Origin of the sequence: Marinobacter sp. LQ44 (assembly GCF_001447155.2) — a bacterium.
In the GTDB taxonomy this organism is placed as follows: Bacteria; Pseudomonadota; Gammaproteobacteria; order Pseudomonadales; family Oleiphilaceae; genus Marinobacter.
On the sequence record NZ_CP014754.1, the window covers coordinates 2,329,505 to 2,351,999 of the forward strand.

The window sequence follows — 22,495 nt, forward strand, 5'->3', positions numbered from 1 at the left end:
CCCTGTACGCTCTGCTCCGCCATCCCTGGCTCCGCAAGGTTTTGGAAAGGCCTCCCCCGCCGAACCCCTAGCTTCTCAGTGATCCTCACTCCGGTGCTGTTGTTCCCATAGATGAGCGTAATGACCACCGCGGGTTAGCAAGTCGTTGTGGCTGCCGCTTTCCACTATTTGGCCACCATCCATCACCAGAATGGTATTGGCATCGCGAATGGTAGACAGCCGGTGGGCAATCACCAAGGTGGTTCTCTGCTGGCTGACTTCTTTCAACGCGCCGAGAATTGCCTGCTCAGATAGCGAATCCAGAGACGAGGTAGCTTCGTCCAAAATCAGCAGCGGCGGGTTCTTCAGAATCACCCGGGCAATCGCAACCCGCTGCTTTTCGCCGCCGGATAACTTCAGGCCACGCTCGCCAACCTTTGTGTCGTAACCTTCCGGCAGGCTGTGGATAAAGTCTTCCAGGTGGGCCATGCGTGCAGCCCGGTGTACTTCTGCCTCGCTGGCCGCTGGGTTGCCGTAGGCCAGGTTGCGGTACAGGGTATCGTTGAACAGCACAGTGTCTTGCGGCACCACACCAATGGCCGAGCGCAGGGAGTCCTGGGTAACCGTCCGGATATCCTGGCCATCGATACGGATAACCCCCTGATTCACCTCATAGAACCGGAACAGCAAGCGGGCGAGGGTAGACTTGCCGGCACCGCTGGCACCCACCACCGCCACGGTATGGCCGGCGGGAATGGTGAAGTTCACATCCTGCAGAATGGGGCGGTCGGGCCGGTAGGCGAAGTGGATCTGTTCGAAGCGTACCTCGCCGTTATCCACAGCCAGGGGCTTGGCATCCGCTGCGTCCTGGATGGCGGGTTTATCCCCAAGCAGTTTGAACAGCCGCTCCACGTTCACCAGGGCCTGGCGGATTTCCCGGTAAACGAAGCCTAAGGCGTTCAGGGGGATGAACAACTGGATCAGGTAGGCGTTGATCATGGTGAAGTCGCCCAGGGTGATCTCACCACTGGCCACTTCGCCCACCGCCATGGCCATGATCACAATCAATGCCACGCCGATGATCAGCGCCTGGCCGGCGTTCAGAGTGGCCAGGGACAGCCGGTTCTTCAGCCGGGCCTGTTCCCAGTCGTCCAGGTCCTGGTCGTACAGTTCGGCTTCGTAGCGTTCGTTGTTGAAGTATTTGACCGTTTCGTAGTTCAGCAGGCTGTCGATGGCCCGGGAGTTGGACTGGTTATCCCGGGCGTTGGCTTCCCGCACGAACTTGGTTCGCCACTCGGTGATTTTGATGGAGAACACCACATACACCACCACCGCCACCAGAATGGCGATGACGTAACCGACGTTGAATACGACCAGCAAGATGGCCGCCACCAGCAGTATTTCCAGGATGGTGGGCACGATGTTGAACAGGGTGAAGCGCAGCAAAAAGCTGATACCGTTGGTGCCCCGCTCAATGTCCCGGGCCAGGCCTCCGGTTTTGCGGTCCAGGTGAAAACCCAGCTCGCGCTGGTGCAGGTGTTCAAAGATGCGCAGCGAAACCCGCCGCATGGCCCGCTCTGCCACGCGGGCAAACACGGCATCCCGCAGTTCGCTGAAAAGTGTCGCTCCAAAGCGCAGGCTGCCATAGGCCACCACCAGGATGATGGGAATCCACAGCAGCATGTCGGCTCCGCGGTTCTGGTCCAGGTAGTCGACGATGTATTTCAGGGCGACCGGTGTGGCGACCGTGGCCAGTTTCGCCAGTACCAGGAAGGACAACGCAAGTACCACCCGGCCACGGAACTCGGCCAAGTAGGGCCAAAGGCCGGCAATCACTTTCCAATCGGGCTTATGATCAGCAGGGTAGTCGTTGTCAGCGTAGGCGCGCACTCTGTCTTCCTTCGGTTTCGGAGAAGTCGAACGCACGGGTGGGTGGGCCTGCCAGGACACGCTGTAAATACATCCATGTACGCTCGGCAAAAGCCATACCTGGCTTTTGACGGTCCTGGCAGGCCCACCCACCCGCGCGCTCTTACGTAGCTGTATGATAGGTCTTGTCAGGAGAACAAACCGTATTGAAGCTGGAGTCTACAGCAGCTAACACCTTGGAGGCACATTATTAACACTCGTCACCGCAAGGCTCTGAAACTCGTCATTGAGTTTATCAGCCCCTACCGCCGCGCCGTGGCCGGAGCACTGCTGGCACTGGTCATCACTGCCGGCATCACGCTAGGTCTGGGCCAGGGCCTGCGTATTCTGGTGGATCAGGGCCTTGCCACGCAATCACCGGAAAACCTGGCCAAAGCCATCGGTCTGTTTTTTGTGCTGGTGCTCGGCCTGGCTTTTGGTTCGTTTGCCCGGTTCTACCTGGTGTCCTGGATTGGCGAGCGGGTGGTGGCGGATATTCGCAAAAAGGTGTTCAACCACCTGATTGATCTTCACCCCGGCTTTTTTGAGCAGAACCGGGCGCTGGAAATCCAGTCCCGGTTTACCGCCGATACCACGGTGCTGCAATCGGTGATCGGCTCCACCGTGTCTATCGCCCTGCGCAACACGCTGATGCTTATCGGCGGGCTGATTTTGCTGTTTGTCACCAACGCCAAGCTGGCCGCCATCATTCTGCTGGGGTTCCCCCTGGTGATTGCGCCGATCCTGTTCTTCGGCCGCCGGGTTCGGCAGTTATCACGGCTGAGCCAGGACCGGGTGGCGGATGTCGGCAGTTACGTGGGGGAGAACCTTTCCCAGATCAAAACCGTGCAGGCGTTCAATCACCAGCCCCACGACCGGCGGTTCTTCTCAGAGGTGTCTGAGAAGGCGTTCGACATTGCCCGCGAGCGCATCCGTCAGCGGGCCTGGCTGACCACGCTGGCGATTTCCCTGGTGATGGGAGCGGTCGGCATTGTGATCTGGATTGGCGGGCTGGACGTGATTCATGGCCGGATAAGCCCCGGTGAACTGGCCGCGTTCGTGTTCTACAGCCTGCTGGTTGGCGTTGCCGCGGGGGCTATCAGTGAGGTGATTGGTGAACTGCAACGGGCTGCCGGGTCTGCGGCCCGGCTGTTTGAGCTGCTGCAGACCGAACCGGCGTTTGTCCGAGAAGGGGAACAGCAGTCTTTTACCGGGCCGGTCAGCGGGGAGATATCCATCGAGCATCTGGGCTTCAGTTACCCAGGCCGCCAGGCCCAACCGGCGATCGCCGATCTGTCGCTGCATATCCGCCCCGGGGAGACCCTGGCCCTGGTTGGTCCTTCCGGGGCCGGCAAGTCCACGCTGTTCGATCTGTTGCTGCATTTCTATCAACCGGACGCCGGGCGGATTCTGATCGACGGGATAGACACCGCCGATCTGACTTTGGCAGCGCTAAGGCGCTGCTTTGCCCTGGTGCCCCAGAACCCGGCGTTGTTCCATGGCACGGTGGCGGACAACATTCGTTATGCCCGCCCTGACGCAGCGCGATCCGAGGTTGAGCAGGCGGCGCGGATTGCCCACGCCGATGAGTTTATTCAGGCGCTGCCACAGGGCTACGACACACCGCTGGGGGATGCCGGGCTGGGGTTATCCGGTGGGCAGAAGCAGCGCCTGGCCATCGCCCGGGCGCTGCTGGCGGATGCCCCGATCCTCTTGCTGGATGAGGCCACCAGTGCCCTGGATGCCCAAAGCGAGCACCTGATCCAGCAAGCCATGCCGGCGCTCACGGCCGGGCGTACCACCCTGGTGATTGCCCACAGGCTGGCAACCGTCAGAGACGCCGATCGCATCGCCGTGCTGGAGCATGGCAGGCTGCTAGCGGTCGGCAGCCACGATGAGCTGATGCGCGATAACGAACTTTACCGGCGCCTGGCCAGCCTGCAATTCCGGGACGAAGCCGCAGACACGGACAATGGTCGGTTTGTGTGTTGAGTGCGTACTCCCTACACTGTTAAGAGAATTTCTCAATCCTGAACCAGGGAGAACAGCAAAGTGAGCAACAAAGAATTGCAGGCACTCAAAGAGCGATACGTCGCTGCGGGCGCGGCAAGCCCCAATGATCAATTTGCAGATCATGCCCTGAACGCAGAAATCTGGGACGCCGACGGCAAGCGCATCATCGACTTCGCCGGCGGTATCGGCGTGCTGAACATCGGCCATCGGCACCCGAAAGTGGTCGAGGCGGTTAAAGCCCAGCTCGACAAGCTGATGCACACTTGCCAGACGGTGATGCCCTATGAGGGTTACGTGAAGCTCGCCCAGAAGCTTAGCGAAGTCGTGCCGGTGAAAGGCCACGGCAAGGTCATGCTGGCCAACTCCGGGGCCGAGGCTCTGGAAAATGCGGTCAAGATTGCCCGTGCAGCCACCGGCAAGAACAACGTGATCTGCTTCGATGGCGGCTACCACGGCCGCACCTTCTTCACCATGGCCATGAACGGCAAAGCTGCCCCTTACCAGACCTCCTTCGGCCCTATGCCCGGCCTGGTATACCGCGCGCCTTACCCGGTGCCGTACCACGGCATCACCGAGGAAGACGCCCTGCGCGGCCTGGCAATGACCATGAAAGCCGATTCCCCGGCCCACGAAACCGCCGCCATCGTACTGGAGCCGGTTCTGGGTGAGGGTGGTTTTTATCCCGCCCCAGTCAGTTTCCTGAAAGCCCTGCGCAAAATCTGCGATGACAATGACATTCTGCTGATTGTCGACGAAGTGCAAAGCGGCTTTGGCCGTACCGGCAAACTGTTCGCCATCGAACACAGCGGCGTTGAGCCGGATATCATGACCATGGCCAAATCCATGGCCGATGGTATGCCGATCTCTGCCATCGTCGGTACCGACAAGGTCATGGACTCCTCGGGCCCGAATTCCCTGGGCGGCACCTATACCGGTAGCCCCACTGCCTGTGCAGCCGCTCTGGCGGTGTTTGATGTGATCAAAGAGGAAGATATCCTCGGCAAGAGCCAGCGCCTGGGTGACAAGCTGAGGGCCAGGTTCGACCAGTGGCAGGAGCAGTTCACTCACGTGGATAACGCCCGCAACATGGGGCCGATGGCCGCGTTTGAGCTGGTGGAAAGCAAGGAATCCCGCAAGCCCATGCCGGAACTGGTAGCGGCGATAACCAAGAAAGCCAAAGAGAAGGGCCTGATACTGCTCAGCTGCGGTATGTACGGCAACACTCTGCGGTTCCTGATGCCAGTCACCATCGAAGATGAGGTACTGGAAGAGGGCCTGAACATTGTTGAGGAATGCCTGAAGGAGGTGGGCGCCTGATATTGGCGCTTTCTTTCAGTTCCAGAGAGCCGGGCTTGTGCCCGGCTTTTTTATGACAGTCTGAAGGTCACTCTTATTGATACCTGCACAATGACCGGGACCGCTGTGAGGTAGTGCTCTCCAAAACTGTGCGGAGCCATGGATGGCGGAGCCCAAGCGCCACATGGATGTGCCGCAAGGAGCGTGTTTTGGAGAGCACTACCTCACAGCGGGCCTTGCACGATCTTCGAAAGGCGGAGATTTCCAGTCGATCAGACAGTCGATGTGACCAAAAAATATACCCTCCTAGGCTCTACGCCCCTTTTATCTGCTCCAAGGATGTGTTGGCTAATCATTGATCATTGCATGTTGTGAATATCAGCCCGTTTGAACAAAAAACCGACAACCGAGGCTGATCCCAAATGCACCACAACAATGACAACACAGGAGCATGCAATGATCTCACTCTCCCGATTGGCAACCGGTACCGCGCTCGGACTGGCACTGACATTGCCAACACAGCAGGCCCAGGCCGGTGCCTTTGTGCATCTGTTTGAATGGACATGGAGCGACGTCGCCCAGGAATGTGAAAACTTCCTGGGGCCCAAAGGGTTCAGTGCGGTTCAGGTATCGCCGCCCCAGGAGCACATCCAGGGCAGTGCCTGGTGGACCCGGTATCAGCCGGTGAGTTATCAGCTGAACAGCCGCAGCGGCGATGCCAGCGCGTTTGCCGACATGGTCCAGCGTTGTAACGCCGCCGGCGTGGATGTGTACGCCGATGCTGTGATCAACCATATGGCCAATGGCAGTGGTACGGGCACTGCGGGTTCGACGTACAGTTCAAGCACCCTCAGTTATCCTATCTACAGCAGCAATGATTTTCATACGCCTTGCGGTATCAATCCGGAAGATTACGGCACCGACGCCTGGCGTGTTCGAAACTGCCAGCTGGTGGGGCTGCCCGATCTCAATACCGCAGACAACTACGTTCAGAATACCCTGGCCGGGTACCTGAACCAGCTGACAGCGCTTGGTGTGAAAGGCATTCGAATTGACGCCGCCAAGCACATGTCGCCCTCGGATATCAGTGGCATCCTGACCCGTGTGAACAACCCACTGTATGTATTCCAGGAAGTGATAGACCTGGGCGGTGAGGCAGTGAGCGCCGGTGAGTATACCGGGCTTTCCGATGTTACCGAGTTCCGCTACAGCGCGGCGATTGGCGACGTGTTCAAGAACCAGCGCCTGGCGAACCTTATCGGGTTTGGTGAAAGCTGGGGATTCCTGGCCGGTGGTGATGCCGTGGTGTTTACCGACAACCACGACAACCAGCGCGGCCATGGCGCCGGTGGCAGCAATATCGTTACCTACAAGGATGGCGGCCTGTATAACCTCGCCAATGTGTTCATGCTGGCCTGGCCCTATGGGTATCCGAAGGTGATGTCGAGTTACAGCTTTTCGGATGGCGACCAGGGGCCACCCGCCCAGACGGTTTATCAGAATGGAAGCGCGCAATGCGGCAGCGCCTGGATATGTGAGCACCGTTGGGATTCCATTGCCAACATGGTGGCTTTCCGCAATGTGACGGATGGTTCCGGCGTCAGCCATTGGTGGGATAACGGCAATAACCAGATCGCCTTCAGCCGTGGCAACAAGGGCTTTGTGGCCATCAACCGGGAAGGGAGTACCCTGTCTCGAACGTTTACAACCGGCCTGCCCGATGGCAGCTATCGTAACGTGGCCGGTGACGGCAGCTGTGTCACCGTGCAGGGCGGGCAGGTGACCCTGTCAGTTGTGTCCATGGAAGCCGCGGCGCTGCATGTTGGCGCAGACTGTGATGGCAACGACGGCTCCGGTGACGGAAACAACGGTAACGGTTCAGAAGGGGAACAGGCCAACGTTGCCTTTCAGTGCAGTAATGGCACCACCAACTGGGGCCAAAGTGTCTACGTTACCGGCAACAATGCCGCGCTGGGCAACTGGTCGCCTGCGAATGCGCTGAGGCTGGATCCAACCAATTATCCAACCTGGTCCGGCAGCTTCGACATGCCTGCAAACTCGCAGGTAGAGTGGAAGTGCATCAAACGCAGCGAGTCAGACCCGGATGCCCAGCTGGTGTGGCAAAGCGGCGCCAATAACCAGGTGCAAACTGGTGCGGCTGGCTCATCCGCCAGCGCGTCCGGTAGCTTCTGAGGCCGGTTACGTTCAGTGTTCAATTCGTCGTATACTGCCGGAAGCTCTTTCCGGCAGTGCCTCTTCAGGCACCTGCCGTCGATTCATCGATAGGCGGTAACCATGACGTCCCAGACTAACCCTTCCATTCCCGACCACAAGCCCAGACCCTGGATTGACCTTCTGGTCAGTATCATCATTCCCTCTGTGATTCTGATGAAGTTCAGTGGTGACGAACACCTCGGCAGTGTCAACGCGCTGGTCATTGGCCTGGCGTTTCCCCTTGGCTGGGGGCTGTTTGAACTGATTCGTTACCGCAAGAAAAACTTCATCGCCCTGCTGGGCCTGATCAGCGTTGGCCTGACCGGTGGTATCGGGCTACTGGAGCTGGACGCCGGCTGGCTGGCCATCAAGGAGGCGGCGGTACCTGCGGTGATTGGTCTTGCCGTATTGATATCCACCCGCACCAAATACCCACTGGTACGAACGCTGCTGTACAACCCGAACATTCTGGATGTGGATAAAATCCACGCCTCGCTGGAAGAGAAGGGCTGTACCGAGGCGTTCGAGGCGCGGCTGCTCAATGCCAGCTATTTCTTTGCCGGTACCTTCCTGTTCTCCTCGATCATGAATTATGTCCTGGCCAAGTGGATTGTGGTCAGCCCTTCGGGCACTCAGGCGTTCAACGAAGAATTGGGGCGGATGACCCTGGTGAGCTATCCGATGATCGCCATTCCTTCAATGATCATGATGATGCTGATCTTCTACTACCTGTGGCGCACCATTCGCCGCCTGACCGGGTATACCCTGGAAGAGGTGATGGCTCAGCACCTGGTTGAAAAGGAAAAAGAGAAAGAACAAAAACGCGCCGAGTCTTCGAAGTAATCTATCGGAATAAAAATTCCTGACTGATAACAAAAAACGGTGGCCCCGTCAGGTGCCACCGTTTTTTTATGCCAGTCTGTCAGTGTGGTTACACGTCCAGATTGGTCACTTCCAGGGCGTTGGTCTGGATAAAGATCCGGCGCGGCTCTACGTCATCACCCATCAGGGTGGTGAAGATCTGGTCGGCAGCGATGGCGTCTTCAATGGTGACCTTCATCATGCGGCGACTTTCCGGGTCCATGGTGGTTTCCCACAGCTGTTCCGGGTTCATCTCACCCAATCCCTTATAGCGCTGGATGTTCAGGCCCCGCTGGGCTTCTTTCATCAACCAGTCCAGAGCACCCTCAAACGACAGCACCACCTGCTTGCGCTCACCACGCTGCACGTAAGCACCTTCGTCAATCAACCCTTCCAGCGTCTCTCCCAATCGGGCAATCGCCTTGTAAGAGGATGACTCGAAGAAGTCATGGCTAAAGACGTGTTCATGGGGAATACCGTGCACATAGATGGTAACCATCGGCAGATACAGGCCACGCTCTTCGTCCCGGGTCACCGAGAACACGTATTTGGTGCCGGTGCGGGTGTCCAGTTCAAGGCCATCACCCAGGTGCGCAACCCACTTGCCAACCGCTGCCTCTTCTTTCAGTTGCTCCGGCTTGAGCGTGGTGTTGTACACCATCTGCTGCAATACCTTCGCCGGATAGGCCCGGGACAGGCGTTCGATCATCGCCATCACCGCCTGATAATCCTTGACCATGGTTTCCAGGGCGGAATCCTTGATCGCTGGAGCCTCCGGATTTACAAACAGCTGAGCGCCGTCCAGGGCAGTCTGGGTGAGGTAGGCTTCTTTCGCCTTCTCGTCTTTCAGGTACTGCTCCTGCTTGCCACGCTTGACCTTGTACAGCGGCGGCATGGCAATGAACACGTGCCCGCGCTCGATGATTTCCCGCATCTGGCGGAACAGGAAGGTGAGCAGCAGGGTGCGGATGTGCGACCCATCCACATCGGCATCGGTCATGATGATGATCGAATGGTAACGCAACTTGTCGGGGTTGAACTCTTCCCGGCCGATGCCGCAACCCAGTGCGGTGATCAGGGTACCCACTTCCGCAGACGACAGCATCTTGTCGAAGCGGGCTTTTTCCACGTTCAGGATCTTACCTTTCAGGGGCAGGATGGCCTGGGTTTTACGATCGCGACCCTGCTTGGCACTGCCTCCCGCAGAATCACCCTCCACTATGAACAGTTCAGACAGAGCCGGATCTTTTTCCTGGCAATCAGCCAGTTTGCCGGGCAGGCCTGCGATATCCAGGGCGCCTTTACGGCGGGTCATGTCCCGGGCCTTGCGGGCAGCTTCCCGGGCCCGGGCTGCCTCAACCATCTTGTTGACGATCAGTTTGGCCTCGTTGGGCTGCTCCTGAAGGTACTCGGCAAAGCTCTGGTAAAGTTCCTGCTCAACGGCGGTTTTCACCTCAGAAGAAACCAGTTTGTCCTTGGTCTGAGAGGAAAACTTCGGGTCAGGTACTTTCACACTGATGATGGCGGTGAGGCCTTCACGGGCATCGTCGCCGGTGGTGGCGACCTTGGCCTTTTTGCCCAGACCTTCATGATCGATGTAGTTATTCAGGGAACGGGTCAGGGCAGCGCGAAAGCCCGCCAGGTGCGTACCACCATCCCGCTGGGGGATGTTGTTGGTGAAACAGTAGAGGTTCTCCTGGAAGGCATCGTTCCACTGCATCGCCACTTCAACCGAGATGCCGTCTTCCCGATCACGGGTGAAATGGAACACCCGGTTGATTGGCGTCTTGTTGGTGTTCAGGTGTTCCACGAATGCCCGCAAACCGCCTTCATACTCGAACACTTCTTCCTTGCCGCTGCGTTCATCGGTCAGGCGAATGCGCACGCCGCTGTTCAGGAACGCCAGTTCCCGCAGGCGCTTGGCCAGGATATCGTAGTGGAACTCAATGTGCGTGAAGGTTTCCGGTGAGGGAATAAAGTGCACTTTGGTGCCGGACGCTTCTGTTTCACCCACTTCTGCCAACGGTGCATTGGGCACGCCATGGGTATAAGTCTGCTCGTATACCTTGCCATCACGTCGGATGGTCAGGGTCAGGGTGGAGGACAAGGCGTTTACCACCGAGACACCCACACCATGAAGACCACCGGAGACTTTGTAGGAGTTATCATCGAACTTACCGCCCGCGTGCAGCACGGTCATGATGACTTCGGCAGCGGAGACACCTTCTTCTTCGTGCAGATCCACCGGAATGCCCCGGCCGTTATCCTTAACGCTGATAGACTCGTCAGGGTGAATGATGACCCCGATCTCGGAACAGTAGCCTGCCAGAGCCTCATCGATGGAGTTATCCACCAATTCAAAGACCATGTGGTGCAGGCCGGTGCCATCATCGGTATCACCGATGTACATGCCCGGGCGCTTACGCACCGCATCCAGTCCTTTCAGGACCTTGATACTGGAGGAATTGTAGTTCGATTCACTCATTAATGAGACTCCTGAAGGTGATACCGGCCAGGTTCAGCGGAGAAACGGTATATGCCGCCTGTGCCAGTCTATTCTTCCGTCAATTTTCCATGTTCCACGTGGAACATTCTGTATTCCGGTGCATCACGGGCGCCCCAGAGCACGTCAGGTTCCGGATGCTCAATAGAGGTGATAAACACCTGACAACGTAAATCCTGAAGCTTATGCGCCAGCATGATCCGATGGCGCACATCCAGTTCGGCATTAATGTCGTCCAGCAGGAACGTCACCTGCTTACCAAGATCACTCAACACCTTTCCCTGGGCAATCTTCATCAGAATGACCAATGTCTTCTGCTGCCCTCGGGAAAAGGTTTCCGCTACCGGCCTGCCACCTAACTTGAGACGGATATCTGCTCGATTAGGGCCATACAACGTATGCCCCATCCGACGCTCCTGCTCCCGGTGGCTCGCCAGTATGTCCACAAGCGAACGGGACCGATCCCAACCCGGATAAAACTCAAGTTTCAGACCTTCCGTCCAGCTGGCATCCAGCTCCTGCAGCACCGCATCGAACGCCGCCTTGAACTGCCTGAAAACCTGCTCTCTGACATCGCTCAGGGTTTCCGCCAGGGCACCGAACTGGCTGTCCCAGACCCGGAGCAGCGATTCGTCCAGTCTACCATTTCTGAGCGTTTGATTCCGCTGTGATGTCACTCTCTGGCATTGTTGCCACATTACCGAAAAGGAAGGTTCCACGTGGAACACTAACCAGTCGAGAAACTGTCGACGTTTTCCGGGGCCACCGGCCACAATGTCGAATACCCCTGGGTCAATCACCGACACGGGCAGATGCATGGCCAGGGATGACAAACTGCGTACCGCTTCGCCATCCACCCTTAGCGATGTTTCCTTCACAGATACATCCCGGGATATTCCCAGCCGATGGGCGATGCCGGTGCTGCCTCCCGCCGTACCCCTTTGGTCCTCATTGTTGCTGAGCCCAGTGTCCAGAGCGCCAAACACCGTTAACTTGCTGTGACCATGGCTTACTACGGCCTGATGCCGGCTCACCCGAAAAGATCGACCCAGGCCAAGGTAGGCAATGGCTTCCAAGGCACTGGACTTACCGCTGCCATTAGCGCCGTACAACAAATTAAAGGAAGGTGAAAAACCGACAGGGTCCGGCGCCAGGTTTCGGAAATTCTGGGTCTGGAGTTTCACAAGCGCCATAAAGGAGGACTTCTCATCACCGGAGTCGGAGCACAAAAAAAGGCAATGCCGGAACGCGACATTGCCTTAGTGTACAAGATGCGTGACGGCGACGCTCGTTAATGGAGCATAGTCAACCGTTCATCCATAAACACATCCATCTCCGGTGCCAGGATATGCACATACCGATCGAAATAGAGGAACTGTTTCAGCAACAGCGCAAATTCCCGTGGAAAGTGCAGGCCATGGCTTTCGCCCACCTTAACCATGTCCATCAGTATGTTATTGACGTCATCTTCCGCCTGACCCATTTCATAGGGAACGTCATCCGGAACCATTCGGTCCATCTGACGATACAGGCGTTGCAGATCGGCAGAGAGCTCATCCACCTTCACCGTGCGACGGGTGACACCAATCCGGATCATGGCGTCGGCCATGCCATCAAAATTACCCACCATAATCGCAGAGATAAAATCGCTGACGGCCTGCCAGGTGTCCGGCCTGATGCGCCCGACAATACCAAAATCGATAAACCCGACGCGCCCATCCTTCAGCACCATCAGGTTGCCAGCATGCACATCCGCGTGGAAAAACTCGCACTGGGTCAGGCTGGCGAACCAGGTATTCATGGCAGTGATCAGGGTACGTTCGGGATCCTTGGAAAAACCGCGAATGCTGTCGAGATCCGTCAGCGGAACGCCATAGAAACGCTCCATGGTCAGGATCCTGCGGGTACTGCACTGGTCATATACCCGGGGTACGGTCGCGTCGTCGTTATGGGTATTCAGCAAGAATTCCCGGAACACCTTCAGATTATTGGCTTCCTTGATGAAGTCGCATTCCTCCATCATGGTCTGCTGAATTTCTTCAACAATGCCAGACAGTGAGGTCCACGACAGTTTCGGCGCCAGGGTTTCCAGAATTCGCGCCGACAGGTATAGAAAGTTCAGATCGGTCAGCAGAATATTTTCCACGCCAGGCTTCTGAACCTTGATCACCACGTCTTCGCCAGTCACCAGTTTCGCCGCATGGACCTGCGCAATGGATGCCGACGCCAAAGCCACCGGATCAATCTCCGAGTACACCTGATCGATCGGCCGCCCCAGTTCCTCACGAATGATGCGCTTGATCACCCCAAATGGAAGACTGGGGGTTTTATCCAGGCAATACTGAAACTCTTCCACGTACTCTTTGGGAAAGAACGTGGGGGAGCTGGCAATAAACTGACCAAGCTTGATGTAGGTGGCCCCAAGGTTCTCAAACGTCTGGCGCAGCAGTTTCGGGGTAGGGGGGCGATCGCCCCGAACCCAGTTCAGACCGGTACGGCCTAGCACCGACAGTGTCTGACCAACCCTGAAAGCACCTTTGATTCCGTTCGTTACGGCACCCATTACATTCCTCCGGAAAGGTTACAGCCGCATCGGCATGACCACATACAGGCAGCTGTTATCGTTCTCTGCTTCGATCAATGCGCTGCTGTTGGGATTGGACAGGGTAATCTTCACCTGCGCCTCATCCAGCGCATTCATCACGTCAATCAGATAACCTACATTAAAACCGATCTGAAGGGATTCGCCCTGATAGTCCACCGGCAGCGCGTCTTCGGCCTGTTCCTGGTCCGGGTTGTTCGCGAACACCTGCAGCTCTCCCGGCGCCAGGTTCAGGCGCACACCGCGGATATTCTCGTGGGAGAGAATACCGGCCCGCTGCAAGGTGTTCTTCAGCGTTGCCCTGTCAGCGAGCACCACCTTATCGCCGCCCCTGGGGATAACCCGGTTGTAATCCGGGAACTTGCCTTCAATGAGTTTCGAGGTAAAGGTATAGGCGCCCACCGTCGCACGCAGGTGGTTGTCGCCAATCACCAGAGTGACCGGCGATTCCACATCATCCAGCAGGCGGGCCAGCTCCAACACGCCTTTTCTGGGCACAATCACCTGTCGCGGTTCCGGGCAACCGGTTTGCAAATCGGAATGGGCCATGGCCAGCCGATGGCCGTCGGTCGCCACCACCCGTACATGGCCGCTGTCGACTTCCAGCAGCAGGCCGTTGAGGTAATACCGAACATCCTGCTGCGCCATGGCAAACGCCGTGGCGTCCAGCATGCGGCCGAGCTCTTTCTGCGGCAGCTCAAGGCGAAAGCTTTCCGGCTCGTCTTCCACATTGGGAAAGTGCTCGGCCGGCAGGGTCGACAAGGTAAAATGGGAGTTACCCGCACGCACGTGCAGGCGGTCGCCTTCCAGCGCCAGATCTATCGGGGCTTCGTCACCCAGTGCCCGACAGATGTCAGACAGCTTCCTGGCCGGTACCGTGATCCTGCCAGGCTGGTCCACGTGGACCGGCGTAACCCGCCCGACCAACTCAACTTCCATATTGGTACCGGTGAGTGTCAGTGTGTTGTCTTCAGCTTCCAGCAACACGTTGGACAAAACCGGCATGGTCTGTTTCTTTTCCACAACGCCAGCAATGCTTTGCAGAGGAGTAAGAAGGGATTCACGGCTTATGGTCAGTTTCATGGCACTCGGCTTCAGTTGTCGGAAGTGAATGTTGTTGGTTGATCGCCACCTGGTCAGGTGGTCAGCAATCGCATAAAGTTCTGGTAGTCCTCACGAATTCCAGGGTCCGTTTCCTGGAGTTCCACAATCTTCTTACAGGCATGCAACACCGTGGTGTGGTCACGGCCACCAAAGGCATCGCCGATTTCCGGCAGGCTGTGATTGGTCAATTCCTTAGCCAGGGACATGGCCACCTGGCGGGGGCGGGTCACTGTCCGGGTGCGGCGTTTGGACAATAGATCGGCCACCTTGATCTTGTAGTACTCCGCCACCGTGCGCTGAATGTTATCGATACTGACCTGTTTTTCATGCAACGCCAGCAGATCTTTCAGGCTTTCCCGAATGAAGGGCGGGGTAATCTCGGAGCCAGTGAAGTGAGCATTCGCTATCACCAGACGAAGCGCTCCTTCAAGCTCTCGCACGTTTGAGCGAATTTTCTGGGCAATAAAGAACGCCGCCTCGCTGCTCAGTTTCACGTTGGCCTGCTCGGCCTTTTTCATCAGAATCGCCACCCGGGTTTCCAGCTCCGGCGGCTCCACCATTACCGTCAGACCCCAGCCAAACCTGGATTTCAACCGCTCTTCCATATCGACGATTTCTTTCGGAAACCGATCACAGGTCACGATGACCTGCTGGCCACCTTCAAGCAGCGCATTAAAGGTATGGAAAAATTCTTCCTGTGAGCGCTCTTTACGGGCAAAGAACTGGATATCGTCAATCAGCAACGCATCCACAGAGCGGTAGTAACGTTTGAACTCGTTGATGGCGTTCAACTGAAGCGCCTTGACCATATCCGCGACAAACCGTTCAGAGCGAAGGTAAGCGACTTTCGCCTTGGGATTGCGGCGCACGATTTCATTGCCGATGGCGTGCATCAGGTGGGTTTTACCAAGACCGACACCGCCGTACAGGAACAGCGGGTTATAGGCTCCGCCGGGGTTCTCTGCCACCTGCATTGAGGCCGCACGGGCCAGCTGGTTGGACTTACCCTCAACAAAGGTCTCGAAGGTGAAAGTCTCATTGAGAAAGCTCTGATGCTTGATGTCACCTTCCACCTGCACCGGCCGGCGCTCACCATTGATTTTCTGCGCACTGCGGCTAACACCGGCAGAGGTAGAACCCGCGACAGTTGCCGCGACACTCTTCTCTTCCTCGGTTACCCGCTGCCCGGTTTCCTCTGCCAGACTGGCCGGCTTCGGCTCAGCCACCGAGCGCACCACCGGTTCACTTTCCCGGGGCGCCGAGCCTACTTTCATCTGAACCCGCGGCGCCTGGCCACCGTTGAGGTCCTTCAGAACTTCCTCTATACGGCGCAGATACTTTTCATTCACCCAGTCCATCACAAAACGGTTCGGCGCAAACAGCATCAGCTGCCCCTCTCGGAGATCCGACTGAAGGGGTCTTAACCAGGTATTGAACTGTTGCGCGGGAAACTCATCCCGGAGTACTTCAAGACATTGATGCCACATACTGTTAGGCACGACCGCCTGCTCCCGAAACCTGACTGTTCTCACATCGGAAAAGGCTTTTTCCGACGCTCAAGGTGACCCCGGATTCTACCCCGCCGCGGCCCACAGTAAAAGGCCAACAATCACTGTCATAAACAGCCTGTGGAAACATTTCTTTTGATCTTTCATAAAGTTCCAGACCTATCTACAGGCTTGTGTACAGAAATGCCCTGAAAAAAAGTTACCCACAGTTCGTTGTGTACAGACCACCCCCAACCCTGTGTGAAAGCCTTGGACCAAACCATGAATAACTCAGGTCCAGTCCGAAACACCGGGTTATTCACAATTCCACACCCACTCGTCCACAGGGCTCACCGCCACCTGTCACCGTACTTGTCATTCATTCAACCTCCTGTTGCTAAGAGAAAAAACCGACTTTCCCACAGATATCAAGGTGCCTAATAACAGTAATAAATAATCTTTGAAAGAATATAAAAAAGACCTATAGATTTTATTAGCCGCCCCTTCGGCATTTACCCCCACCGAAAATTTCACTTCCCCCATGCGCAGTCATTGAACTTACTAGCAGATTTGACTAGAATGCCGCTCCTGTTTTGGCTGTCTATTTTCCAGCCAACGACCAATGTCCATTGACGAATTTGTGAGAACATCACCATGAAAAGAACATTCCAACCGAGCGTCCTGAAGCGCAAGCGTGTTCACGGCTTCCGTGCCCGTATGGCGACTGCAAACGGCCGTAAGGTAATCTCTCGTCGCCGTGCCAAGGGCCGCGCACGCCTGTCAGCGTAACCTGATGTTTGCCTCATGAAGGCCTTGACGTTTCCGAAGTCACACAGACTGTTGCGGCCTTCGGACTACAGCAAGGTCTTCGATGATGTGCAGCTGAAAGTTCCGCACAGGAATTTTCTGATCCTGGCAGCTCCAAATAATCTGGGCCATGCCAGGGTCGGACTCATATTCTCCAAAAAGAATCTCAAGCTGGCGGTCCAGAGAAATCGGATAAAACGCCAGGTTCGAGAAACTTTCAGGCATCAGACGGATCTACCGGACCTCGACATTATTGTTTTTGGTCGGCAAGGACTTGCTCAACTGGATAACGCCTCAGTCATATCGTCGCTTAACGATCTTTGGCGCCGTCTCAGAAAGAAGTACCATCAGTCCTCAGTTGATCAAACGACTGTGAATTCAAAAGGTACGGGTTAATGCGACAGATTCTGTTACTGCCTATCCGGTTCTATCAGTACGCCATCAGTCCCATGATGGCCAGCCATTGCCGGCATTTCCCAACCTGCTCCCAATACGCGGTTGAAGCCATTCAACACCACGGAGCAGCCAAAGGCTGTTATCTGGCAACCCGCCGATTATTAAGGTGTCATCCCTGGGCCGAAGGCGGTTATGATCCCGTACCGGGCACCGAAGCCCAACATTTTCCGACCAACACTCAAACCAGAAACTAACGTTTATGGATATTCAACGCATCGTTTTGTTTGCCGGCCTGGCTATTGTCAGTTATCTGATGGTGCTTGCCTGGAATGAGGACTACAACCAGCCCCGTACTGAACAGGTCACCCAGGTAGAAACCTCGGGATCAGGCGCGTCGGTTGATGACATGGTTCTGCCGGAAAGTGCTTCCCGGACAGACGATGAGTTTGTCACACCGGAAACCGGTGAACTCCGGTCCAGCTCATCGGACGGCGAACAAAGTGTCGGCGACCAGTTCGTTACAGTGGTGACCGATGTACTGGAACTGACCATCGACCGTGTTGGTGGCAATGTCATCGCCAGCTCCCTGCTCCAGTACGATGAATCCCTCGACAGCGAACAACCTTTGACGCTTCTGACCAACACCCAGAATCGTACCTACGTGTTGGAAAGTGGTTTGATTGGCCGAAATGGTCCCGATGGTCGAAACGCCGGTGCTACCCCGGTGTACCAGGTGGAAACCAACCGTTTCGAACTGTCGGAAGGACAGGATGAGCTGATCATCGATCTGACGCTGACCAACGACGACGGCATTGAGATCATTAAACGGTATACCCTGGCCCGCGACAGCTATGAGATTGGGGTGCGTTATCTGATCAGCAATCAGTCCGACTCCGATTGGCAGGGCAATTTCACCGGCAAGATCGTTCGAGATGAGGCTCCCGACCCAACTTCCCAGAGCACGATGGGCATCAAAGCCTATCTGGGCCTGGTGATCAGCACACCTGACGATCCTTACGAAAAATACGACTTCAGTGACCTCGGTAAACAACGGGTTAACGAAGCGGTCACCAACGGCTGGTTGGCGTTCCTGCAGCATTACTTCATCACTGCCTGGATTCCCGACCGTGACCAGACCGCCCAGTTCCAGACCACCCGCCGGGACCAGCTGCATGTTATGGGTTTTGTCTACCCCGCTACCGCGGTCGCCCCTGGGCAGACCGTTGAGGTAGGTGCTACAGCTTATGTGGGTCCCAAGATTATTGATCGTCTGGAAGCCCTGGCGCCCAATCTGGACCGCACCGTTGACTTTGGCTGGCTGTTCTTTATCTCCCTGCCGCTGTTCTACATCCTGGAATGGTTCTATGGTCTGGTGGGTAACTGGGGTGTGGCGATCATCCTGCTGACCGTGCTGGTAAAAGCGGTGTTCTTCCACCTGTCGGCAACCAGCTATCGCTCCATGGCAAAAATGCGGGCTGTTGCGCCACAGCTCACGCGCCTGAAAGAACTCTATGGTGATGATCGCCAGCGTATGTCCCAGGAAATGATGGCCCTGTACAAGCGGGAGAAAATCAATCCGCTGGGTGGCTGTTTGCCAATTCTGGTACAGATGCCGGTGTTCATTGCACTCTACTGGGTACTGTTCGAGAGTGTTCAGCTGCGACACGCACCGTTCATGCTGTGGATAAACGACCTTTCACAGATGGATCCGTACTTTATCCTGCCGATTCTGATGGGTATCAGCATGTTCATCCAGATGAGCCTGAACCCGACACCGCCAGACCCCATGCAGGCGAAGATCATGAAGCTGATGCCACCGATCTTCACCGTGTTCTTCCTGTGGTTCCCGTCTGGTCTGGTACTTTACTGGCTGGTGAACAACATTCTTTCGATCTCCCAGCAGTGGTACATTACCCGCAAGATCGAAGCGGAAACGGCAGGCAAGAAATACTGACTTATCAGTTGCTCTGACCTGACAAAGGCTCCCTTGCGGAGCCTTTGTCATTTCCAATCAGGAAAAACACAGCATGCAGGCGACCACAGACACCATCGCAGCCATTGCCACCGCACCGGGCCAGGCGGGTGTGGGTATTGTGCGGGTTTCAGGACCAAAAGCCCTTGAGATCGCCCGAAACATGCTCGGCTTTGAGCCCCGGCCCCGCTACGCCCATTACGGTCCGTTTCAGGATCACCGGGGCGAGCTGATCGACGAGGGCATAGGGCTGTATTTTCCGAACCCTCACTCGTTCACCGGTGAAGACGTGTTTGAATTGCAGGGGCACGGCGGTACCGTGATCCTCGATATGCTGTTGCGGGAAGTCTGCAGCCTGGGCGCCCGTCTGGCACGGCCTGGTGAGTTTTCCGAGCGGGCCTTTCTCAATGACAAACTCGACCTGGCTCAGGCCGAAGCCATCGCCGACCTGATTGAAAGCAGTTCGGAACAGGCTGCCCGTTGCGCCGTGCGCTCCATGCAAGGGGTATTTTCCCGGCGCATAGATGAGCTGGTAACTGCGGTGACCCATTTGCGCATCTATGTAGAAGCGGCCATCGACTTTCCGGAGGAAGAAATCGATTTTCTCGCCGATGGCAAAGTGGCTCTTGATCTGCAAGGCCTGTTGCAACAGGTGGAACAGATTCTGTCGGAAGCCCAACAGGGTACCATTCTTCGGGACGGCATGAAGGTGGTGATTGCAGGGCGCCCCAACGCCGGAAAATCCAGCCTGCTCAACGCCTTGGCCGGCCGCGAAGCGGCCATTGTCACCGCCATTGAAGGCACCACCCGGGATGTGCTGCGAGAACATATCCACATTGATGGCATGCCGTTGCACATCATCGACACCGCCGGCCTCCGGGACAGCCCGGATGAAGTGGAGCAAATCGGCATCGCCCGGGCCTGGGATGAAATTCGCCAGGCGGATCGTATCCTGTTGATGGTAGATGCCACCACCACCGATAAAACCGAACCCCATGAAATCTGGCCGGACTTTATCGATCAGCTCCCGGCCAGTGCGCCGGTTACGGTTATCCGCAACAAGGTAGACCTTACCGGCGAACGGGTTGGCATAAGCGCCGAACCCCACCAGACGGCGCCGGTTATTCGCCTGGCGGCCAAAGGGTCGGAAGGCCTGGACACCCTCCGTACTCACCTCAAGGAATGCATTGGCTTTGCCAGTACCACCGAAGGCGGCTTTCTGGCCCGCCGACGCCACCTGGATGCCCTGGAACGGGCTCGGGATTCCCTGCTTCAGGGACAGACCCAACTGGAAGGCTATGGAGCCGGGGAACTCCTCGCTGAGGATCTTAGGGCGGCCCAGGACGCCCTGGGTGAAATCACCGGCCATCTCACGCCCGATGACCTGCTGGGCAAGATCTTCAGCAGCTTCTGCATAGGTAAGTAAGCCGCTGATGCTGCATCGGCGGCGCCAACAATTCCCTTACGAAAACAAACACTTTAGTTGTAAAACAACGTCAAAGCGTCGGGTAAACTCCGCCTACGTCTATTGGTGCCGCCGGTTTGGCGGTTTCATGCCATTCGAGTTAAAGGAGATAACCTGTGCGTAACCTGCTGTGCGTTACTGCGGTCGTTTTTGCCCTGTTTACGGCACCATTGCCGGCCGTGGCGTCTGAGCGTATCTATATCTATACCGAGAACTTCCCTCCCTACAACATGAGTGCCACGGGTCGTGCCTTCGAGCATAACGAAGATGGTATTGATGGTCTGTGCACAGAAATGGTCAAGGCCATTCTCGAGCACTCCGGGCTGGATTACGTGATCAAGCTGCGCAACTGGGATTTCGGCTATAACCGTGCGCTGAACAAGAAGAATCATGGCATCTACTGCACCACCTACACGGAAAACCGGGCTTCCCAGTTCAAGTGGGTAGGGCCGCTGACCACCAACCTGTGGACGATTTTTGCCCCCCCAGGTACCGATTTGAAAATTGACAGTCTGGAAGATACCCGCGGCATGCTGTACGCCGGCTACCGGGGTGATGTGATGACCGAGTACCTGTTGGAGCGCGATTTCCGGGTATCAGCCATGGACAGCGATGACCTCAACCCCAAGCGTCTGGAACTGGGCCAGGTTGATCTGTGGATTGCAGACCGGCTGGCAGGACCTTACTTCGCCTCCCAACAGGACGTTGAAGGCCTGGAGCCGGTGTTTTCGTTCAATAACACCGAACTGTACCTGGCAATGAACCTCGAGACTTCAGAGGAAGTGATTCGCAAGCTGCGCCAGGGATTGGAGACCATTCGCAACAACGGGATGTACGAGGCCATAGAGACCAAGTGGGGGCTGTGACACCCTCGGCGGATCTATCGAGACAGGGGGGAGCCACAGGCTCCCCATTTTGCGGATATAGCCTCAACCGGTTCTCAGCAAATCCGGAGTCGCCAGTGGCTTGAGGGCCCGGGTGTTGGTGCGGTTTCCCAGAAATTCCGGTCTGGGCTTGTTGCCACAGAAGGGCTGTTGCAACTGGTTTTCCACACTGTTGTATACGAAGAACAGATTACTGCGCGGCCAAGGCGACATATTGGCGTTGGATGCGTGCAAGGTGTTGCACTCGAAAATGATCAACGAGCCGGCGGGACCCGTGGGTGCCTGGATACCGTACTGGTCCGCCATTTTCTGCAGATCCTGGTGATTGGGCACGCCCAGTTCCTGCTTCTTCAGCGACGACTGGTAGTTGTCTTCCGGGGTTCGGCCGACACAGGGCACAAAGGTTTTGTGGGAACCCGGGATCAGCATCAGCGGGCCGTTGAACGGCGTATTGTCGGTCAGGGCGATGGAGAAGCTGACCGCGCGCATGCGAGGCATGCCATCTTCGGCGTGCCAGGTTTCGAAGTCGGAATGCCAGTCGAAGCCCTTGCCGTGAAAACCGGGTTTGAAGTTGATCCGGGACTGGTGGATATACGCCTCGCTACCCAATAATTGATGCACCATATCGAGAATGCGAGGGTCCCGTGTCAGCCGGTCAAAACGGTCTGACAGTTCGTGAATACCAAAGACCGATCGAATTTCCTGCTTCCCCGGTTCGGTAATGGTGCCCTCGGAACGGAGAATGCTGTCGTCGTTTTCATAGGCGCGCAGATCGTCACGGAAACGTTTGACCGTGTCTGCATCGAGAAAGTTGTTGAACATCAGGAACCCATCCCGTTCATAACGCGCCAGTTCGGTCTCACTTAGCGGACCTTCAGTACGGGCCTTTCCGGAGCTGTGGATAACCGGGTCTCTCCGGTCAAATGCTGGAACAGGGCGTTCCAGTCGGGTGGGATAAAAGTCGTCAGCACGAGTTTCCATATTCGAACCTCCTTCTTTTATAC

Annotated in this window: 17 protein-coding genes; 10 read left to right on the forward strand and 7 right to left on the reverse strand. The window is 56.5% G+C overall.

The window, feature by feature from the left end; genetic code table 11:
- Positions 1 to 75 precede the first annotated feature (75 nt).
- Positions 76 to 1,869 (reverse strand): ABCB family ABC transporter ATP-binding protein/permease, encoded by a 1,794-nt coding sequence (locus tag ASQ50_RS10785; RefSeq protein WP_058090933.1) that lies wholly within the window; start codon positions 1,867 to 1,869, stop codon positions 76 to 78.
- Between the two features lie 252 nt (positions 1,870 to 2,121).
- Here ASQ50_RS10785 and ASQ50_RS10790 point away from each other — a divergent pair, with 252 nt between their 5' ends.
- The 4 genes from ASQ50_RS10790 (at position 2,122) to ASQ50_RS10805 (ending at position 8,253) form a co-directional block, all read left to right on the forward strand.
- Positions 2,122 to 3,879, forward strand: a complete 1,758-nt coding sequence (locus tag ASQ50_RS10790; protein WP_058090932.1) for an ABC transporter transmembrane domain-containing protein — start codon at positions 2,122 to 2,124, stop codon at positions 3,877 to 3,879.
- A 60-nt stretch (positions 3,880 to 3,939) separates the two neighbouring features.
- Complete coding sequence (locus ASQ50_RS10795) at positions 3,940 to 5,217, forward strand: aspartate aminotransferase family protein (RefSeq protein WP_058090931.1); 1,278 nt, start codon at positions 3,940 to 3,942, stop codon at positions 5,215 to 5,217.
- Between the two features lie 435 nt (positions 5,218 to 5,652).
- Entirely contained in the window at positions 5,653 to 7,389 is a 1,737-nt protein-coding gene (locus ASQ50_RS10800; protein ID WP_058090930.1) for a carbohydrate-binding module family 20 domain-containing protein, read from the forward strand.
- A gap of 102 nt (positions 7,390 to 7,491) precedes the next feature.
- Complete coding sequence (locus ASQ50_RS10805; RefSeq protein ID WP_058090929.1) at positions 7,492 to 8,253, forward strand: VC0807 family protein; 762 nt, start codon at positions 7,492 to 7,494, stop codon at positions 8,251 to 8,253.
- 88 nt (positions 8,254 to 8,341) lie between these two features.
- Here ASQ50_RS10805 and gyrB read toward each other — a convergent pair whose 3' ends face one another.
- The 5 genes from gyrB to dnaA form a co-directional block, all read right to left on the reverse strand.
- Complete coding sequence (gyrB, locus tag ASQ50_RS10810; RefSeq protein ID WP_058090928.1) at positions 8,342 to 10,756, reverse strand: DNA topoisomerase (ATP-hydrolyzing) subunit B; 2,415 nt, start codon at positions 10,754 to 10,756, stop codon at positions 8,342 to 8,344.
- A gap of 68 nt (positions 10,757 to 10,824) precedes the next feature.
- Positions 10,825 to 11,967 carry a DNA replication/repair protein RecF gene (recF, locus tag ASQ50_RS10815; RefSeq protein ID WP_058090927.1) on the reverse strand — a complete coding sequence of 381 codons (1,143 nt, stop codon included), beginning with the start codon at positions 11,965 to 11,967 and terminating at the stop codon, positions 10,825 to 10,827.
- A 98-nt stretch (positions 11,968 to 12,065) separates the two neighbouring features.
- Positions 12,066 to 13,337, reverse strand: coding sequence for an ABC1 kinase family protein (locus ASQ50_RS10820; RefSeq protein WP_058090926.1), 1,272 nt, complete (start codon positions 13,335 to 13,337; stop codon positions 12,066 to 12,068).
- 18 nt (positions 13,338 to 13,355) lie between these two features.
- Entirely contained in the window at positions 13,356 to 14,459 is a 1,104-nt protein-coding gene (dnaN, locus tag ASQ50_RS10825) for a DNA polymerase III subunit beta (protein WP_058090925.1), read from the reverse strand.
- A 53-nt stretch (positions 14,460 to 14,512) separates the two neighbouring features.
- Positions 14,513 to 15,967, reverse strand: a complete 1,455-nt coding sequence (dnaA, locus tag ASQ50_RS10830; RefSeq protein ID WP_412535741.1) for a chromosomal replication initiator protein DnaA — start codon at positions 15,965 to 15,967, stop codon at positions 14,513 to 14,515.
- A 654-nt stretch (positions 15,968 to 16,621) separates the two neighbouring features.
- On the opposite strand from dnaA, the gene rpmH reads away from it, so the two are divergent.
- The 6 genes from rpmH to ASQ50_RS10855 all read left to right on the forward strand — a co-directional run bounded on the left by rpmH (position 16,622) and on the right by ASQ50_RS10855 (position 21,473).
- Positions 16,622 to 16,756 carry a 50S ribosomal protein L34 gene (gene rpmH / locus ASQ50_RS20515; protein WP_008172542.1) on the forward strand — a complete coding sequence of 45 codons (135 nt, stop codon included), beginning with the start codon at positions 16,622 to 16,624 and terminating at the stop codon, positions 16,754 to 16,756.
- A gap of 15 nt (positions 16,757 to 16,771) precedes the next feature.
- Complete coding sequence (gene rnpA, locus ASQ50_RS20520) at positions 16,772 to 17,170, forward strand: ribonuclease P protein component (protein ID WP_076657213.1); 399 nt, start codon at positions 16,772 to 16,774, stop codon at positions 17,168 to 17,170.
- Entirely contained in the window at positions 17,170 to 17,424 is a 255-nt protein-coding gene (yidD, locus tag ASQ50_RS10840) for a membrane protein insertion efficiency factor YidD (RefSeq protein WP_058090922.1), read from the forward strand. Before rnpA ends, yidD begins: the two co-directional genes overlap by 1 nt.
- Before the next feature lie 5 nt (positions 17,425 to 17,429).
- Positions 17,430 to 19,124, forward strand: a complete 1,695-nt coding sequence (gene yidC / locus ASQ50_RS10845; RefSeq protein ID WP_058090921.1) for a membrane protein insertase YidC — start codon at positions 17,430 to 17,432, stop codon at positions 19,122 to 19,124.
- A gap of 73 nt (positions 19,125 to 19,197) precedes the next feature.
- Positions 19,198 to 20,568, forward strand: a complete 1,371-nt coding sequence (gene mnmE, locus ASQ50_RS10850) for a tRNA uridine-5-carboxymethylaminomethyl(34) synthesis GTPase MnmE (RefSeq protein WP_058090920.1) — start codon at positions 19,198 to 19,200, stop codon at positions 20,566 to 20,568.
- 155 nt (positions 20,569 to 20,723) lie between these two features.
- Positions 20,724 to 21,473, forward strand: a complete 750-nt coding sequence (locus ASQ50_RS10855) for a substrate-binding periplasmic protein (protein ID WP_058090919.1) — start codon at positions 20,724 to 20,726, stop codon at positions 21,471 to 21,473.
- A gap of 63 nt (positions 21,474 to 21,536) precedes the next feature.
- On the opposite strand, the gene thpD is transcribed toward ASQ50_RS10855, so the two are convergent.
- Positions 21,537 to 22,472: an ectoine hydroxylase gene (gene thpD, locus ASQ50_RS10860; protein ID WP_058090918.1), complete on the reverse strand. Its 936-nt coding sequence runs from the start codon at positions 22,470 to 22,472 to the stop codon at positions 21,537 to 21,539.
- Between the last annotated feature and the right edge of the window lie 23 nt (positions 22,473 to 22,495).